The organism is Nonlabens sp. Asnod2-A12, assembly GCF_045063745.1.
GTDB lineage: Bacteria > Bacteroidota > Bacteroidia > Flavobacteriales > Flavobacteriaceae > Nonlabens > Nonlabens xylanidelens.
Window position 1 is genome coordinate 336,602 of the sequence record NZ_JBEFOB010000003.1, and the last position, 17,595, is coordinate 354,196.

Here is a 17,595-nt window from a genome sequence, read left to right on the forward strand (position 1 = left end):
AACTTTTGATAGTATTTTTAGAGAAGTTATGAAAATATAAACATGCAAGAGAAAGAAATTGAACAACAGCTTTTTAAAATAGTAAAAGTGTATTTACCACAAGATGTAGAATCTACTGCCATAGAGCTAGATAGTCATTTAATGCAAGATCTAGGAATTAACAGTGCGCATCTAGTAGATATAGCGCTAGATGTGGAAGACGCTTTTGATATTATGCTAGATGAAAAAGATATGGAAGAAATGCAAACGGTTAAGGACGCCATACAAATAGTCAAAGCAAAAACAGCTTAATCAATTTTCTCATTAAAAATAAGACCTATGTCTAGATTACCTAAAATAGAAAGATTTAAAAACGAAGTAGAATCTAAATACCAGATTTTCAATGGTATTTTCATGACACTACCATTTGATCAAATCTCTAATACGGGAGGTTTATTGCCTCTTTTTCATGAATTATGTGTAAAGGGATATGAAAAAGGAAAAAACCCAACAGAAATAGTTCAGTATTTCTTTAATAAATATTTAAGAGATAGTAGTGATGAAGAGCGACAGTCTATGCTCTTTAAGTTTATACAGTACATAGAACGACAGGTTGTACTATTCGATGCGATAGAAGATGCTGCATTTGGTAAAGTAAATAATCTGGATGGTCGCGGTTCTCTACGTAGTGTAAAGGACGAGGCCGTTGCCTTAAACAAGACCGAAGAACTTGCAGCCTATCTTAAAGAGTTTAAAGTAAGACCGGTATTAACAGCGCACCCTACACAGTTTTATCCTGGTTCTGTATTAGGTATTATTAACGATCTAGGTGTCGCTATTAAGGCAAATGAGATTCAAGAAGTAAAATTATTACTTTCTCAATTAGGTAAAACACCGTTCTTTAAAACAGAAAAGCCAACACCTTTTGACGAGGCGATAAGTTTAATATGGTACCTAGAAAATGTATTTTATCATGCTATGGGGAATATTTACGACTACCTAAAAACGCATATTAAAAATCCACAAGAATTTAAAAATCAAATAGTTGAAATAGGTTTCTGGCCAGGTGGTGATAGGGATGGTAATCCATTTGTAACCACAGATATTACACTAGATGTAGCAAAGAGGCTACGTGCAACTATTTTTAGAAACTATTACCGCGATGTAAGAAAACTGCGTAGAAGACTAACTTTTAAAGGTGTAGAAGAGCAACTTACTTCCATAGAAGGAATGTGCTATCGAGCTATTTTTGATATAGAAATTTTAGATTTTACAGCTTCAGATCTTATTGAGAAACTTAACAGTATCAGAACTATTGTTATAGAGCGTCATAACTCGCTGTTTTTAGATCAGATAGATAGTTTTATTCATAAAGTAGAGCTATTTGGTTTCCATTTTGCAACCTTAGACATAAGACAAGATAGTAGTGCACATGACGCGGTTTTTGATGAGATTCTCGCTTTCGCGAAAGCGGAACTACCATCCAACTATAACGACTTATCTGAGGTAGAAAAGATCAACGTACTTGTAGAGGTAGAAGGAGCTCTAGATCCTAACGAATTTAAGGACGAGTACACCCAACGCACATTGAGTAGTATATATGCCATAAAACATATACAAAAACGCAATGGTGAAAAAGGCTGTAATCGCTACATCATTTCTAATACGCAAATGGCTTCTCATATTATGGAAGTCTATGCAATGTTGCGACTTTGTGATATGAAAGAGCCTAATATAGATGTGGTACCGTTATTTGAAACCGTACCTGATCTAGTAAATGCACCTCATGTCATGAAATCGCTTTATGAAAACGAGAAATACCGTTCTCATGTTAAGAGACGTGGTGATACACAACATATTATGCTAGGTTTTAGTGATGGGACTAAAGATGGTGGTTATTTAATGGCAAATTGGGCCATCTATAAAGCAAAAGAAGAGCTTACCAGAGTATCTAGAATGTATGGAGTATCGATAGTATTCTTTGATGGTAGAGGTGGACCGCCAGCCCGTGGTGGTGGACAGACACATCAATTTTATGCTTCTATGGGAACAAAGATTGAAGCAAAGCACATACAGTTAACCGTACAAGGACAAACCATTAGTTCAAAATTTGGTACACTAGAAAGTTGTCAATACAACCTAGAACAAATGATAAGTAGTGGTGTGAGCAATGCAGTTTATGCTAGTGATGCAAATGACTTCTCTGCTACAGACCAAGCTACAATGGATCAACTAGCAGAAACTAGTTATAAAACCTATACCGACTTTAAGGCGCACCCTCAATTTCTATCTTATTTAGAAAAAATGAGTACCTTAAAATATTACGCAAAAACTAATATAGGTAGTAGACCTAGTAAAAGAGCAGGTAGTACAGAATTAAGATTTAAGGATTTAAGAGCTATACCTTTTGTAGGATCTTGGAGTCAATTAAAACAAAACGTTCCTGGATTTTATGGAGTAGGTACAGCACTAGAAACTATGGAAAAAGCAGGCAATTGGGACGCTGCTCAATCTTTATATAATAACAATAAGTTTTTCCGTACATTATTGGATAATAGTATGATGAGTCTTACTAAATCATTCTTTGGTTTAACTGCTTATATGGAGCATGATCCTGTTTATGGAGAATTCTGGAAACTGATTTATGCAGAGTATGAACGTTCTAAAAAGTACATGCTTAAGATTTCTGGAATGACTGCTCTTATGGATAATGAAGTAGCAGGAAGAGCAAGTATACAGGCTAGAGAAAAAATAGTTTTACCGCTATTAACGATACAACAATACGCACTTAAAATGGTCCAAGATATACAGAATAATGAAGCATCTGGTAGTCTAGAGATTTATGAGCAAATGGTGACTAGATCTCTTTATGGGAATATAAACGCAAGTCGTAATTCTGCTTAAGGAACTGGTTGCATTCTAAATTATATAAATAAAATAGGAAGTCTTTCTTTAATTAAGATAGACTTCCTATTAGATACAATATCATATATATAGTACACTTAAAAATCCTTGAATTCACTTCAAGGATTTTTTTCATGCTGATAGTAAATTATGTTCCTCTACAAGTTCATTCATAAGCGTATCTACAGCGATACTTACCGACTTTTTAAAATTTAGAGATTCTATCTCACAAAACACGTTTTTGTCTGATAACGATACTTGAATCATCGCAACTTCTCTCGTTCTATTCTTGATATCAAACATTTTTTTATAGGTGATATCTATCCTACGTATTTTAGACTCTTCGTGTAGTACTTGTAATTTTTCGGTTGTAAATTTTTCTAACTTCTTGTTAGTAGGGACATGAACGTAGTTAAAATGAATCATTTTTCTTGGCTTTTATAATACCTACGTAAGAATTACAATCGCGGTTTTAAAAAAATAAGAAAAATAAGTGAACGACATGAAAAATAACAGTACGTCTACTTTTCTGTATTCAAGGATTCTTTTTGTTTTTCTTTTTCTTGAGGAGTCGCAGGGTAGTAGATAGAAAACAAAGCCCCTACCAGTAACGACACAAATATTACTACAAGAGAGATCCATTCTGGTAAATGAATATAGTGAACAAATAACATTTTAAGTCCTACAAAGGCAAGTATAGCCACTAGACTGTAATGAATGTATTGAAATTTATCTAAAAGATTTGATAAGAAAAAGTACATACTACGTAATCCCATAATAGCAAGTATATTACTAGAAAAGACTAAAAAAGGATCCTTAGTGATGGCTAGAATAGCAGGAATAGAATCTAGGGCAAAAAGAATATCGGTAATTTCTATAACCACTAGCGCCAGAAATAATGGTGTCGCTATACGCTTACCCATTTTCTTAATAAAGAGCTGTTGTCCCTCTATACGATCTGTAACAGGGAAAAGTTTTTTAGCAAATTTATAGATCTTGGAAGTCTTAGGGTCAAATTCTTCTTCTTTACTACTCAACATAGAATAAGCAGTGTAGAGTAGAAAACCACCAAAAATGTAGGTCATCCAGCTTATCTCGTTAATTAACGCAATACCGAATAGAATCATCAATGCTCTGAAAACTAATGCTCCTACAATTCCCCAAAATAACACACGATGCTGGTATTTTGTACTTATAGAAAATGATTTGAAAATTACCGCTATTACAAATATGTTATCTATACTCAGTGATAATTCTATAAGATAACCGGTTAGGTATTTAAGAGCGGCGTCTGCACCGCTTAATTGGTCAGGATTAGCGAGATAGCCAGCGTCATAAATAAAATAAATGACTGCTGTAAAAGCTAGTGCGATACCTACCCAAAGAGCCGTGAATTTTGACGCTTCTTTGGTACTTATAACATGTGCATTTCTATTAAATACAAATAGATCCAGTCCTAAAAAGATAGTTACTAAAACAATGAATGAAATCCAGACAATCATGTGGTGAGGTTTACGTAAACATAAAAAAATCCAGCTATAAAAGCTGGATTTTAAAAAGTAATTATATCTTAAAATTTAAGGAATATGGATGGATGAAGTATCTACATCAAAGAATTCTAAAATTTCATTATATAATTTGATTTCCTTTGCTCTCTTGCCTTCTATTGCTATAGGAAAGATAAGCATTTCTGGATCTTTTTGTAATACTTTAATAGCACCATCACAATCTATATTGTTATCGGTTCCATATTTATTCTCAAAGGTAGCATGATCAGTATGTATCAAATCTCTAACTCTTAGATTCATTACATCAGCAATTTCTGTCCACGTTGTACCTGCCACTTTATCCTTACTGACATCTATAGCCAGTAAATCCTTACCTGCAGAGCTTGCATAAGCAAAAATCTCTTTATGATTTTTCTGATTAGAATTATAAAACAATACTATTTGTTTAGGGCTTGTGGCTAGTGAGATCATATTAGGGATGTGTAATTATGGTTGCTTTTCTTTTTTCGCATTGTGTTTTAAGTTGGTTTACAACTTTATTTACCGACTCATGAAACGTTGCATGACTTTCTTCGGCAAAGAGTCGTGGGCCAGGAGCACTTAATCTTATCTCAGTGATCATTCCTGTCTCATCACTTGACGTGTTTTCTGTCTTATAAAAAACATCTGCTCGAGTAATCCAGTTGTATCGATCAAAAATGGTTTGTAATTTCTCTTTAGTATATTCTTCAAGTTCTGTACTTCCTGAAACGTGCTGGTAATTAAATTGAATGTTCATAATGTTGATTTTTAGATAAAGTTAATTCACAAATCTGCTATTACTTGGGGTTTTAATTAAATCTTAGTAAAGCTTTAATAAAGTATTAAGCTTTGAAGAATTAACTGTTAATCTATAATTAATATTAATTAATCTAGTATATTAACTTAATAACTTTAACTATTCTTAAATAGATTCTTTAGGTTCTCGCTTTCGCGAAAGCGGAATTAAAAGCAACTTTATACACTATAAAAATGAAAAAATATAAATATTTAATCCTCATTAGTATTTTAGTATTGATACTTTCTTCATGTAAATCTAGTTTTACAGAAGCAGATCGCGCCAAACTTAAAGATCTACAAAACGAATTAATAAACAACAATCTCGTTTTTAAAGCAGATGCTGCCTTACCTTTTAACTCGCAGGCAGTTAATAATGCCATTAACGATATTCTTATACGTAATGGAAATAGTGCTAGCCGTATCAGTTTAAGTGGTGATAATTACACTCTTAAAATAGTAGGAGAGAAGGCTGTCTTTAATTTACCTTTTTATGGAGAACGTAGAACAGGTGGTGGTTATAATGATAACAATTCATTTGACTTTACTGGTGAAATAAAAAATGTGAGTCAATCCATAGTGGCAGACTCTAACTATATTTCTTATGAATTTGATGTAAGAAACGACACAGAAAGCCTAAATGTAGAGCTTAAAATATTCTCTAGAGAGACAGCTCTTTTAATTATCAATAGTTCACAACGTTCTTACATAAAGTACGATGGTCATTTAAACATCGAGCCGATAGAATAAAGATCGCCTCAGTTTTTATTCATTTATTGTATAAATGACATCACCACAGGTTAACATATCTATACCATGATAAGGATTTTGCACAGCCGGTTCCATACTTAACCATATCGCCCCTTTATCTCCATTTACCATAGGACATTTTTGAATATAAAGAGGTTCACTTAGATCTTCTAGTTTCATGAAATATGTGATAAGATTCTGATTAAGAATAATGTACATATTTCTTTGCTCTTCTATATCTTTTATATCTATAATAGATGATAAGGTCTCAATAGCCTCTTTTACAGAGGTAGATTCTTCCTTATTCAGGTCATTTAATGAAATTGAACTCAATTTGCTTTGTATAGCTATAGCATGGGTGACTATTTTCTGACTATCTACTTTTATAAAAGCATTTTTAAGTTTTAAGTATTGTGGTAAAATGCTTTTTAGCGTTGTTTCCAATTCTTTGGTAATATTTGGTTGATCAGTATTGGCACTAAAGTTTTTATCTTTATTCATCATGGAATTCTTGCCTTGTAATTGTGCAGCTGCATCTACTGTAAATGCGCCATTAGTTACTATCGAATCACCATTTTCTAGACCATCAACCACCTGATAATTATCTCCAGATCTATTGCCTAGAGTAATTTCTCTCATTTCAAAAACAGGCTGGTTGGGACTCATTTTTACATAAACTATCGATCGCTTTCCAGTCCATAAAACAGCACTAGCAGGAATCGTTACAGATTTAGACACCGCAGGAGTAGAAGAGGTTTTAATCTTACCAGTTACAAACATGCCCGGTTTAAAAAAGCCTTCTTTATTTGCAATAGTAGCTCTTATAGTAACAGTTCTAGTATTAGTGTTTAAAATAGGATCTATAAAAGAAACTGTCGCATCATAATTCTTATTAGGGTTAGCATTTGTAGTAACAGCTATTTTTTGCCCTATCTTAAATTGCATAATTTGATTTTCATAAGCATCAAAATCTGCCCAGACACTATTCAAATTGCTTACTTTTAGAATAGGTTGCCCTTGTTTTACATAATCACCTTCGTTTGCCATAACCTGAGCAACTGTACCTGATACCGTTGCATAAACAGGAAAGTTTTCTCTGACCTTTCTAGAAGTTTCAATGGCAGTGATTTGCTTTTCTGATAACTTCCAGTTTTTCAACTTATTTCTTACGGCATTATAAAGTGCCGGCTGACTTTCTTTTAAGGAGGCTGTTGTAATTAATTCTTGTTGCGCTGCTACTAGGTTAGGAGCATAAATAGTAGCTAGTAACTGTCCACGACTTACTTGCTGTCCTTCATAACTTACATTTAAGCGTTCTATACGTCCATCAAAATAACTGGCCTGTACTGTATTGTTCTCTTCGTTAGTAGCAATTTTACCAGATAAGGAAATGGAACTATCATCCATACTACTAGAGCTGTTGCCTATTATTGTAGTTTGAATATTTGCCAGCGCCATTGCATTCTCTGTCATTTTAATCTCATTCATGGCTAGACCATCTTGGCTAGAGCTGGCTGGTATAAGATCCATAGCACAAATAGGACAATCACCAGGTTCTGAAAGCATAATTTGAGGATGCATGGAACAGGTCCACATTTCTGTACCGTCATTTTCATGATTGTGTTGCTCTACTTGAGAAGTGTTGCTAACCTTATTTACGGACGCTACACTATCATTACCAAAAATGAGCCAACCTGCAAGTAATCCTACTATTGCAGCTATAATTATATATATAATGTTCTTGTTCATAATTCTTAATTTATAGTCTTAGAACGTAATCTAAGAGCGTTTGCAATAACAGACACAGAGCTAAAACTCATCGCTAGAGCTGCAATCATAGGTGATAATAGTAAACCGAAAAAAGGAAATAATACCCCAGCAGCAATAGGAATACCTAATGTATTATACAATAATGCAAAAAACAGATTTTGTTTAATGTTGCGCATTACTGCAGCACTAAGATTTTTTGCTTTTACAATACCGTGAAGATCTCCTTTTACTAGAGTTATCATCGCGCTTTCTATTGCTACATCAGTACCAGTTCCCATCGCAATACCTACATTACTTTTTGCTAGTGCTGGTGCGTCGTTGATACCATCACCTGCCATGGCAACTATATAGCCTTGCTGCTGTAGTTTTTCAACCTCTTTTAATTTATCTTCTGGTAGCATACCTGCCTTAAACTGTGCTAGATGTAACTCTGTAGCAACAGCTTGTGCCGTGTCTTGATTATCACCAGTTAACATAACAACATCTATTCCCTTATCTTGAAGTTTTTTTATGGCTTTGGCGCTCGATTCTTTGATCTTATCGGCTATCACAACATAGCCTTGTACTTCTTTATCTATAGCCAGATAGGAAACCGTTTTACCTTGTTTTTGAAATTGTTGCACCTCGTTTTTCATTTCTGCAGAAACAGAAACTTGTGCATATTCCATCATTTTAAAGTTACCCAGGGAAACTTGTTTTCCATCTACTATTCCTTCCACACCTTTACCAGTAACTGCACTGAAATCTTCCGTAGGGAATACATCTATTTCTTGCTGCTTTGCATATTTTACTGTCGCCGCAGCTAGTGGATGCTCACTAGAATTATTAATAGAAGCGATGATTTTTGTTAATTCGCTTTCGCGAAAGCGAGATCCAAAAACACCTATTTTCTCTACCGTAGGTTTACCTTCAGTAATAGTACCTGTTTTATCAACGATTAAGATATTTACCTTATCCATGATTTCAAGGGCTTCGGCATTTTTAATAAGTACTCCATTTTGTGCTCCTTTACCTATACCTACCATAATAGACATAGGTGTTGCTAATCCTAACGCACATGGACAGGCGATTATTAAAACCGCAATAGCATTTACTAATGCAAAAACATAAGCTGGCTCTGGACCCCAAATGCTCCATACCACAAATGTGATTATGGATACTGCCACAACTATAGGTACAAAATAACTAGAAATAGTATCTGCTAATTTTTGAATAGGAGCACGGCTACGACTCGCATCGTTTACCATATGCACTATCTGTGATAGAAGCGTGTCTTTTCCTACCTTCTCGGCTTTTAATAAAAACGACTGATTTCCGTTAATCGTACCGCTATTTACTTGATCACCTACCGTTTTACTTACAGGAACAGGTTCTCCAGATATCATCGATTCATCTACGGTGGTATTACCTTCTATAATACTACCGTCCACTGGAATTTTATCGCCTGGTTTAACACGTAAAACATCTCCTTTTTCAATTTTATCTATAGAGACTTCTTGTTCTTTACCATCTATTACTCGTACTGCTTTATTAGGTGCAAGTTTGAGTAATTCTTTTACAGCAGTATTAGTTTTTCCATGAGCACGAGATTCTAATAATTGGCCCATCAATACAAGGGTAAGAATAACCGTTGCAGCCTCAAAATAAACATGGACTGCACCTGATTCTGTCTTAAATTGAGCAGGAAAAAAATCTGGAATCAACATACCAAAAAGACTAAACAACCATGCCACACCTGCACCGATACCAACTAGTGTAAACATATTGAGATTCCAACTGATTATGCTACGATAAGCGCGCTCAAAGAACATCCAGGTGGCGTAGAAGACCACTGGCACCGATAAGACCAGTTGCACCCAATTCCACGATTTTTGATCCATTATATCGTACAATGGATTGTTAGGTATCATCTCACTCATCGCTATAATAAAAATAGGTAAGGTGAATCCTAGCGCTAACCAGAATTTATGAGCTAGTTTTTTATAAGTTTTCTCTTCTGCAGTAAGGTCTGGCTCCATAGGTACGAGATCCATACCACAGATAGGGCAGTCGCCAGCCTCATTCTCCACAACTTCTGGGTGCATAGGGCAGGTCCATTGCTCACTATTTGTAGCATTAAGATTTTGCTCTTCTACTAGATCCATTCCACAAACTGGACAGTCGCCTGATTGCTCATAGGTTTTATCACCTTCACAATGCATAGGACAGTAAAAAACACCTGTTCCATGACCATTTGTTGATTTCTTTTTTTCCTGTGAGTTTTCTACAGGTTGCTCACCTAATAAATGAATAGAGTAGTGGCTGCCTTCTTTTTGCATAGCAGCTTGCAACTTTTCTATAGAGATTTCTTGATCATATTCCAGAGTAGCTTCAGCATTTTCTAAGTTTACAGAAGCCGTGGTAACACCTTCTATTTTAGAAAGTGTTTGTTCTACATGATTGCGACAACCGTTGCAAGTCATGCCGTGTATGTGATAGGATTTTTTCATGAATTCAGTTTTATAAATGAATTACTGCATTAGATTATTTTAATCTATTCCTTTACTTAATTTCTCTTTGTACTATACCACATTTAAGCATCTGACTGCCATAATATGGATTGCGTATTTCTTTACTATCACTAAGCCAATTTGTCCCTCCATTATACATAGGACAGTGCTGCTCATAGAGAGGTTGTTCTGTACCAGTAATAGCAATCATATCTGTGATATTTTTACTTAATTCTTTAAAATACTCTCGTTGAGTTTTAATGTCTTTTTCAGAAATATGGATAGCGTTTTTAATAGCCTTACTCAACACTTCTTTTAGTCCATCTTGCTTATTTTCAATACTAATAGAATTATTGAAGTCATTTAATGAATTAGATAAGTATTCACTGTGAATAGTAGCTTTGTCTTTATCATCTTTTACTAAGGCGTCCTTCAAATTGAAGTAATTCTTTAAAATGTTTTCTGAGCTTATATTTTTCTCTGGTGTAGTCTCTTTACGCTCTGTTTCTACAGTTGCATTCTCTTCTGTTTTCTTGCAAGAAACAGTGAATATTAAGGTTGCTATAAGAGCTATTTTTACTAAGTTAATTTGTATTGTATTCAATTTATTTTCTTTTAAGTAGTGTAATAAATAAGAGTATAAAATTATCCTATTTATGAAGATTACTATATCATAATTATGGTTAGAATCTACATAATTTGGTCCAGTGGGTTTCTATCATTTTTTTGCAATTTCTTATAATCTGTAAGACTCATACCGGTTTCTGATTTAAACTGACGGCTCAAATGGTTAGAATTACTATAATTGAGTAGCTCACTTATCTCTGTAAAGTTATTTTCTTGTAGCTGTATCAACTCTTTTACCTTTTCCATTTTAAGTTTAATGAAGTATTTCTCAATCGTGATGTGTTCTTGACTAGAAAACAACTTACTTATTTTAGAATATTCTTTATTCAGCTTTTGTTCTAAAAACCTTGAAAGGGTAGAGTCTAACTGTAATGGTAGCTTTTTTAAAAGTTCTATTAATTCTTTTTTAATCTCTTCTACCAATTGTTTTTCTGGTGCGAGTAAAACCTCAAAACCGTTTTCTTCTATAACCTTAGTTATGCTTTTAAACTGCATCGAATCTGTTTCTTGATAGATGATAGAGCCTAATTCTATATGGAGCAGTTCTATACCTAATCGTCTTATATCGTTCTCTATTACTTTGATACAGCGATTACAAACCATGTTTTTGATGAATAACTTCTTTTCCATTGCTTAGTTCATTAAATAGTTAATCACAGCAGATTGTACGTAATAGTTCTCTATCGCATTTACTTGCTCTATTTGAAATTTTAATTTTAATTCTTGAATATCGAGAACGTCTTTAAAATCTATAGTTCCGGTTTCATAGTTTTTAATGAGAATTTCTTCGGCATCGCGAGCTTGTTTTAGGTTTTTATCTATAGTTTCATAAGCTATACGGGCTTGGTTGCGTTGTGATCTAGCTCTAGCAAAAGCCGTATTTAATACATTTAAACGTTCTTGTTTCTCAAACTCTATTTCTTGCTGTCGCAATTCATTTTGCTTAGAAATGGACTTGTATCGTTTATTAAATATAGGAATAGAAACAGTAACCATAGGCATAAAAACATCTTTACCATTATCTACGATATTTAAATCTGCTCGCTCGCTAACTGGCAAGTAATCAAATCCTACACCTATAGAAGGCAATCCCTCGCGCTTATTCAAAACTTCTGACTGTACCACAGATTCATATAGTTTGTCATACTTTAAAATTTCAGGATTCACATCTATAGCACTATCTACTAGTTCTATGTCTACTAGAGGCATGCTCATTACCTCAGTTATCTCTATAGTTTCTGTATCTTCTTTATTCAGTAAATTATTAAACAGCGACTGTGACGCTTTAAAATCTTCTTCTAGAATATCGATTTGTTGTTGTAATTCATTGATACGTATTTGTAGCCTCAATACATCTACAGCACTAGCTTTACCGACGGTTACAGATGTTAATGCTAGTTGCTCATATGCGTTTAAAAGCTGTATGTTTTTACCGAGTGCGGCTTGTTTTGCTCTTATGGAATACAGCTGGTAATAAGTCTGTGAGACAGATAGCGCCAGTTTACGCTTTGCAATGGTTATCTCCACATAATCAGCATCTGCTAGTGAGGTGGCATAGTTCTCTCTAGCGGTTATCGTGCCGAACCATGGCAACATCTGTTTCACACCTATACGTGCTCTTTGTGCACCGACACGTGTTTCTGTCTCGCTTACAAAATAGCCTAAACTTACCTCTGTATTAGGTATCCAGTCTGCCTCATTCACTTTCTCTTGCGATATATTATGTCGCATTTCAACGGCTCTTATTTCTAGATTATTAGCCTGTGCTTCTTTAATAAAAGTTTGTAATTGTTGCGCTTTCGCGAAAGCGGAAACCAAAAAAACATAAAAAACTATACTATTATATCTCATTTTTTGATCTTTTAAGTTGGTATTCTTTTTTCCAGCTATACAAAACCGGAACTAGAAAATAAGAGGTAACATCGATTATCATACCTCCAAAAATAGGGATGGCCATAGGTATCATAATATCGCTTCCTTTACCAGTAGAAGTAAGTACAGGCAGTAATGCGAGTATGGTCGTTACCGTGGTCATTAAACATGGTCTGATGCGTTTACCTGCCGCAAGTAAGGTGGCATTTCTTATTTCTTTTTTATCCGTAGGTTGCTCTTTATCAAATGTTTGTGTTAGATAAGTCGCCATAACCACACCGTCATCTGTTGCGATACCAAAAAGGGCAATAAATCCTACCCAAACGGCTACACTTAAGTGAATCGTTTTCATATTAAATAGATCGCGCATATTCTCACCGAAGAGGTTAAAGTTGAAAAACCAGTCCTGACCATACAACCATATCATGATAAAACCACCTGCAAAAGCTACGGCGATACCAGTAAAAACCATAAGTGATGTAGCGACAGATTTAAACTGAAAATAAAGAATGATAAAGATTATAATCAGGGCTAGTGGCACCACAACAGCTAGTGTTTTCTCAGCCCTTAACTGATTCTCATAAGTACCAGTAAAACTATAACTTATACCTTGTGGCACGATAAGATCACCGCTAGCGATGTGTTTTTGAATCAGCTCTTGAGCATTTTCGACCACATCAACTTCGGCAAAATTGCTTAATTTATCAAAGAGTACATATCCTATCAAGAAAGTATCTTCACTCTTAATAACCTGTGGTCCTTGCTCATATCGTATTTCTACAAACTCACTCAATGGTACCGGACTGCCTTTATCTACAGGGACATAAATACCTTTTAAATCTTCTGGTGTGGTTCTCAGTTCTCGAGGATAACGCACGCGCACCGCATAACGTTCTCGACCTTCTACCGTTTGTGTAAGTGGCATGCCACCGACAGCGACCTCTAGAATTTCTTGAACATCGCTCACTGATATACCATAACGGGCTAGTTGTTCTCTTTTTATATCGATGAGTAAATATGGTTTACCAACTATACGATCTGCAAAAACGGCTTGTTCCTTAACACCAGTGACTTGTTTTAGTATGCTCTCTAATTCTACACCAAATTTTTCTATCGTTTTTAAATCAGGCCCTTTTACCTTAATTCCCATAGGAGCACGCATACCAGTTTGTAACATAATAAGTCGCGTCTCGATAGGTTGCAACTTAGGCGCAGAGGTTACACCAGGTAATTTAGTAACCTTGATAATCTCGTTCCATATATCGTCAGGATTATTGATTTCTGGTCGCCAGTTGCGGTAGTACTCACCATCTTCATCTTCTATAAGGTCTTCTCTTTGAGCTGTTGTTCTTAGAACTGCACGATCATAACTTGCTCCTTTATCAATAGGTCGATTAGGGTTGATAATCAGTTGGTTATTTTTAAGAACATAAAAACCATCTTCATTTACTCGGTAACGCTGTCGTTCACCTTGTGCATTACGCATAAACTCAGACTTGTACTGAATCATGTTCTCGTACATAGAAAGCGGTGCAGGATCTAGTGCAGACTCTGTTCTACCAGATTTACCTACCACAGTTTCTATTTCTGGAATACTGGCTACAGCCATATCTAGCTGCTGTAACACACGTTTATTCTCTTCTACACCAGCATGAGGTAGGGAAGTGGGCATCAATAAAAAAGAGCCCTCATTAAGTGCCGGCATGAACTCCTTACTGGTATCACGCATTATCAAAACACCTAGCGTCAGTACGGTAAGTGGTATAATTAAAAACAATATTTTATTTGCGAGTGCCCATTTTAAAATATGCTCATAATATCTTCTTAGTAGTGTAAAAGCTCCTAAAAGTCCAAAACAAATAAGAGAAACAAATACTAAATTGAGTCCTATGTTGCGGTCAAATCCTAGAGGTCTCCAATAATTTGCTAATAAAAACACGATAGCGATGGCTGCTATGGCGATGTTTATGTAGTTAGCACGCTTTCGCGAAAGCGTACCCAACAAAGACCACAGTGCTACAATTGAAAAACCTATCAGTACTAGCCCTAACCAATAACCATAAACGATAGATGTGATACCTAAAAGTAATAAAAGTGCATTGATCACTAATTTGAATCGGTTTCCGATAGTAGTTTTTCTAAACAAAAACGCAGCAAACGGCGGTATTAAAAATAGGGCAACGATAAGAGATGCAGTAAGCGCCATGGTTTTAGTAAATGCGAGTGGGCGGAATAGTTTTCCCTCGGCACCTATCATGGTAAATACTGGTACAAAGCTAATTATGGTAGTTAAAACAGCAGTGAGTATCGCGCCAGAAACCTCTGATGTGGCGTTATAAATAACCTCATTAATAGTAAAAGGAGTACCATCTTCACTGACACGTAGTTTTTCATCATGTAGATGACGTATCATATTTTCGGCAAGTATGACGCCTACATCTACCATAGTACCTATCGCTATGGCTATACCAGAAAGTGCAACGATGTTTGCGTCTACATGAAACAATTTCATAGCTACAAAAACCATAAGAACGGCTACAGGCAATAAACCAGAGATAAGTATGGACGCTCGCAGATTAAACACCATGATTATAATGACTAAAATGGTAATTAATATCTCTATAGTAAGAGCCTCGCTCAAGGTATGTAAAGTCTCTTTAATCAATACAGTACGGTCGTAAAAAGGAACGATGGTAAGCTGTGAAACTCTACCGTCTGACAGGGTTTTAGTTGGTAATCCAGAACTAAGTTCTGCTATTTGGGCTTTTACATTATTGATAACCTCTAATGGATTTGCTCCATAACGTGCGATGACCACGCCGCCTACCACTTCGGCACCTTCTTTATCTAGAATACCGCGTCTAGCGGCTGGTCCTAAATGAACGTTTGCAATGTCTTTAATGCGCAACGATGTAAAACCTTTGGAATCCACAACAGCACTTTCTATATCGCTTATGGATTTTATATAACCTAGACCACGTACCAGATATTCTGCCTGATTAATCTCTAGAGTTTGCGCGCCTATATCTTTATTACTTTCCTTAACGGCTTTTACGACAGCAGCCATTGTAATATCGTACTGACGCATTTTTTCTGGATTGATATCTATTTGATATTCTTGTACATAACCGCCTATTGAGGCTACTTCAGAAACTCCACTAGCTGATGATAAACCGAATTTCACATAATAATCCTGTATGCTACGTAACTCGTGTAAATCCCAACCACCGGTAACATTACCGTCTTTATCACGACCTTCTAGAGTGTACCAAAAGATCTGTCCTAATCCAGTTGCATCTGGTCCTAAAGTAGGGTTAACGCCTTCTGGTAAGAGGTTAGACGGTAACGAATTGAGCTTTTCTAGAATGCGACTGCGTGACCAGTAAAACTCTGCATCTTCTTCAAATATGATGTAGATACTAGAGAAGCCGAACATAGAAGAACTACGTATGGTCTTTACTCCAGGAATACCTTGCAGTGAAGAGGTGAGTGGATAGGTGATTTGGTCTTCTATATCTTGTGGAGAACGACCTTCCCACTTTGTATAAACTATTTGCTGGTTCTCACCTATATCTGGAATAGCATCTACCGCTACAGGGTCAGATGGTAAGAAACCTAAATCCCAATTAAAAGGTGCGTTAATAGTACCCCAGCCCACAAATAGGCAAAGAAGTAATACAGCTATTAATTTGTTTTCTATAAGAAATTTAATCGCCTTATTAAGCATAAGTATTGATTATTAGAATGTTGAAAAGATATATGTCTAATAATGACACATGTATTTATAACCCAATACAGCAAAAGCAGTTTTGAGTTAGATTTTCAAAAAACTAATTAATCAGATTAAAAAAGACTGGTGCAGGACTTGCACATCTCGCTTAGGAATAGGAGGCGAGTAGGGAATAAAAGGAACCTCGAGTGAAGCAGTACTTTCAAAAACACTTAAATAAGAATAGGTAAATGAGGCAATGAACAATTGCTGATTAAAAGTGATTTTATCTAAAGATATTGTAAGATCTTCCTGACCTTGTTTGATCACTTCATGATCTGTACAACATGATTTTTTTTGAGCTGTAGGTAATTCACAATCTGCCATGACAGCCATAGCTTTTTCCATACCGCAAGATTTTACTTTACTTGCAAATGAAAAATCTACCAACGTATCTCCACAATAATGCATGTCCACAGTAAATGACATCGTAGTAAATAGAACTACGCAAGTCATAAATATGGCAAGTGCTTTATGTGTAAATTGTTTCATTATCACAAATTTACTCAATTTCTAACTATCATTAAGCCAATTAACAAATAGATAATAAATAAGCTGATTTGTTTTAAAATTGAAATCCTAGAATCGCATCGTAATGTAGATTGTAATGCTAATTAAATCATTTTTAATCTTACGATTAATAATCAAAGCTTATTATTTCTAAATAACGCGCTTATTACTGTTCTAGGGAAAAGTATTCTAGACATTACTGCTTACTATTATTAATATGATAGAAAGTGATTGTTTGCTAAATCAGATGGTTTAAATGTGAATGCTCATAATGGGTAACAAATAATAGTGGAGTATGAATTGAGAGAAGCAAGTTGTTAATTATTCTATTTGACATAATATATATTATGGTTCAAATTGAATAATTAGATGAAAGAGTGCTTTCTATACTTATTACTACCAGATTACCCTTGTTACTCTATTTATTAGAATTAAAAAATAAAGCCATTCATTTGGTTATTCTGTATTCTTATGCATTCAAAATAAAATACACGATTCTCAGAGACTTGAAATTAGTAAATTTTATAACTGGATTCGTTCCTGTAAAATCTCAATCAACTCATTAGAACCATATTTGTAAATATCTTTAATATCCAGCACG

At 35.0% G+C, this 17,595-nt stretch carries 14 protein-coding genes; 3 read left to right on the plus strand and 11 right to left on the minus strand.

The features are described from left to right. The first annotated feature begins 42 nt into the window (after positions 1–42). Both ACJJVJ_RS01610 and ACJJVJ_RS01615 read left to right on the plus strand, forming a co-directional pair. Positions 43–291 carry an acyl carrier protein gene (locus ACJJVJ_RS01610; RefSeq protein WP_104514838.1) on the plus strand — a complete coding sequence of 83 codons (249 nt, stop codon included), beginning with the start codon at positions 43–45 and terminating at the stop codon, positions 289–291. A 27-nt stretch (positions 292–318) separates the two neighbouring features. Continuing rightward, positions 319–2,883 carry a phosphoenolpyruvate carboxylase gene (locus ACJJVJ_RS01615; protein ID WP_405368497.1) on the plus strand — a complete coding sequence of 855 codons (2,565 nt, stop codon included), beginning with the start codon at positions 319–321 and terminating at the stop codon, positions 2,881–2,883. Between the two features lie 132 nt (positions 2,884–3,015). Here the strand turns inward: ACJJVJ_RS01615 and ACJJVJ_RS01620 are convergent, their stop codons facing one another. The 4 genes from ACJJVJ_RS01620 to ACJJVJ_RS01635 form a co-directional block, all read right to left on the minus strand. After that, on the minus strand, positions 3,016–3,309 hold the full coding sequence (locus tag ACJJVJ_RS01620) for a hypothetical protein (RefSeq protein WP_405368499.1): 294 nt from the start codon (positions 3,307–3,309) through the stop codon (positions 3,016–3,018). Positions 3,310–3,404: 95 nt separating this feature from the next. Further along, on the minus strand, positions 3,405–4,385 hold the full coding sequence (locus tag ACJJVJ_RS01625) for a TerC family protein (RefSeq protein WP_405368501.1): 981 nt from the start codon (positions 4,383–4,385) through the stop codon (positions 3,405–3,407). A 75-nt stretch (positions 4,386–4,460) separates the two neighbouring features. Further along, the gene (locus ACJJVJ_RS01630; protein WP_405368502.1) at positions 4,461–4,862 is read right to left on the minus strand and encodes a hypothetical protein; all 402 of its coding nucleotides are present in this window, start codon (positions 4,860–4,862) and stop codon (positions 4,461–4,463) included. Position 4,863: 1 nt separating this feature from the next. Then, the gene (locus ACJJVJ_RS01635; protein WP_104514843.1) at positions 4,864–5,169 is read right to left on the minus strand and encodes an HPF/RaiA family ribosome-associated protein; all 306 of its coding nucleotides are present in this window, start codon (positions 5,167–5,169) and stop codon (positions 4,864–4,866) included. Between the two features lie 233 nt (positions 5,170–5,402). Here ACJJVJ_RS01635 and ACJJVJ_RS01640 point away from each other — a divergent pair, with 233 nt between their 5' ends. Beyond that, the gene (locus ACJJVJ_RS01640) at positions 5,403–5,957 is read left to right on the plus strand and encodes a DUF4251 domain-containing protein (protein WP_405368503.1); all 555 of its coding nucleotides are present in this window, start codon (positions 5,403–5,405) and stop codon (positions 5,955–5,957) included. A 15-nt stretch (positions 5,958–5,972) separates the two neighbouring features. Here the strand turns inward: ACJJVJ_RS01640 and ACJJVJ_RS01645 are convergent, their stop codons facing one another. The 7 genes from ACJJVJ_RS01645 to ACJJVJ_RS01675 all read right to left on the minus strand — a co-directional run bounded on the left by ACJJVJ_RS01645 (position 5,973) and on the right by ACJJVJ_RS01675 (position 16,976). Beyond that, positions 5,973–7,706, minus strand: a complete 1,734-nt coding sequence (locus tag ACJJVJ_RS01645) for an efflux RND transporter periplasmic adaptor subunit (protein WP_405368504.1) — start codon at positions 7,704–7,706, stop codon at positions 5,973–5,975. Between the two features lie 5 nt (positions 7,707–7,711). Beyond that, entirely contained in the window at positions 7,712–10,216 is a 2,505-nt protein-coding gene (locus ACJJVJ_RS01650; protein WP_405368506.1) for a heavy metal translocating P-type ATPase, read from the minus strand. A 52-nt stretch (positions 10,217–10,268) separates the two neighbouring features. After that, complete coding sequence (locus ACJJVJ_RS01655; RefSeq protein ID WP_405368508.1) at positions 10,269–10,820, minus strand: DUF3347 domain-containing protein; 552 nt, start codon at positions 10,818–10,820, stop codon at positions 10,269–10,271. An 86-nt stretch (positions 10,821–10,906) separates the two neighbouring features. Then, positions 10,907–11,473, minus strand: a complete 567-nt coding sequence (locus ACJJVJ_RS01660) for a helix-turn-helix domain-containing protein (RefSeq protein WP_405368510.1) — start codon at positions 11,471–11,473, stop codon at positions 10,907–10,909. 3 nt (positions 11,474–11,476) lie between these two features. Then, entirely contained in the window at positions 11,477–12,694 is a 1,218-nt protein-coding gene (locus ACJJVJ_RS01665) for a TolC family protein (protein WP_405368512.1), read from the minus strand. After that, positions 12,684–16,442: an efflux RND transporter permease subunit gene (locus ACJJVJ_RS01670; RefSeq protein WP_405368514.1), complete on the minus strand. Its 3,759-nt coding sequence runs from the start codon at positions 16,440–16,442 to the stop codon at positions 12,684–12,686. The genes ACJJVJ_RS01665 and ACJJVJ_RS01670 overlap by 11 nt, the downstream gene beginning before the upstream one ends. Before the next feature lie 111 nt (positions 16,443–16,553). After that, the gene (locus ACJJVJ_RS01675) at positions 16,554–16,976 is read right to left on the minus strand and encodes an HYC_CC_PP family protein (protein ID WP_405368516.1); all 423 of its coding nucleotides are present in this window, start codon (positions 16,974–16,976) and stop codon (positions 16,554–16,556) included. Positions 16,977–17,595 lie beyond the last annotated feature (619 nt).

What these genes read in the sequence shown, in the direction of transcription:
- ACJJVJ_RS01610 (WP_104514838.1), top strand. Translation starts at nt 43, where the DNA reads ATGCAAGAGAAAGAAATTGAACAACAGCTTTTTAAAATAGTAAAAGTG.
- ACJJVJ_RS01615 (WP_405368497.1), top strand. Translation starts at nt 319, where the DNA reads ATGTCTAGATTACCTAAAATAGAAAGATTTAAAAACGAAGTAGAATCT.
- ACJJVJ_RS01620 (WP_405368499.1), bottom strand. Translation starts at nt 3,309, where the DNA reads ATGATTCATTTTAACTACGTTCATGTCCCTACTAACAAGAAGTTAGAA.
- ACJJVJ_RS01625 (WP_405368501.1), bottom strand. Translation starts at nt 4,385, where the DNA reads ATGATTGTCTGGATTTCATTCATTGTTTTAGTAACTATCTTTTTAGGA.
- ACJJVJ_RS01630 (WP_405368502.1), bottom strand. Translation starts at nt 4,862, where the DNA reads ATGATCTCACTAGCCACAAGCCCTAAACAAATAGTATTGTTTTATAAT.
- ACJJVJ_RS01635 (WP_104514843.1), bottom strand. Translation starts at nt 5,169, where the DNA reads ATGAACATTCAATTTAATTACCAGCACGTTTCAGGAAGTACAGAACTT.
- ACJJVJ_RS01640 (WP_405368503.1), top strand. Translation starts at nt 5,403, where the DNA reads ATGAAAAAATATAAATATTTAATCCTCATTAGTATTTTAGTATTGATA.
- ACJJVJ_RS01645 (WP_405368504.1), bottom strand. Translation starts at nt 7,706, where the DNA reads ATGAACAAGAACATTATATATATAATTATAGCTGCAATAGTAGGATTA.
- ACJJVJ_RS01650 (WP_405368506.1), bottom strand. Translation starts at nt 10,216, where the DNA reads ATGAAAAAATCCTATCACATACACGGCATGACTTGCAACGGTTGTCGC.
- ACJJVJ_RS01660 (WP_405368510.1), bottom strand. Translation starts at nt 11,473, where the DNA reads ATGGAAAAGAAGTTATTCATCAAAAACATGGTTTGTAATCGCTGTATC.
- ACJJVJ_RS01665 (WP_405368512.1), bottom strand. Translation starts at nt 12,694, where the DNA reads ATGAGATATAATAGTATAGTTTTTTATGTTTTTTTGGTTTCCGCTTTC.
- ACJJVJ_RS01670 (WP_405368514.1), bottom strand. Translation starts at nt 16,442, where the DNA reads ATGCTTAATAAGGCGATTAAATTTCTTATAGAAAACAAATTAATAGCT.
- ACJJVJ_RS01675 (WP_405368516.1), bottom strand. Translation starts at nt 16,976, where the DNA reads ATGAAACAATTTACACATAAAGCACTTGCCATATTTATGACTTGCGTA.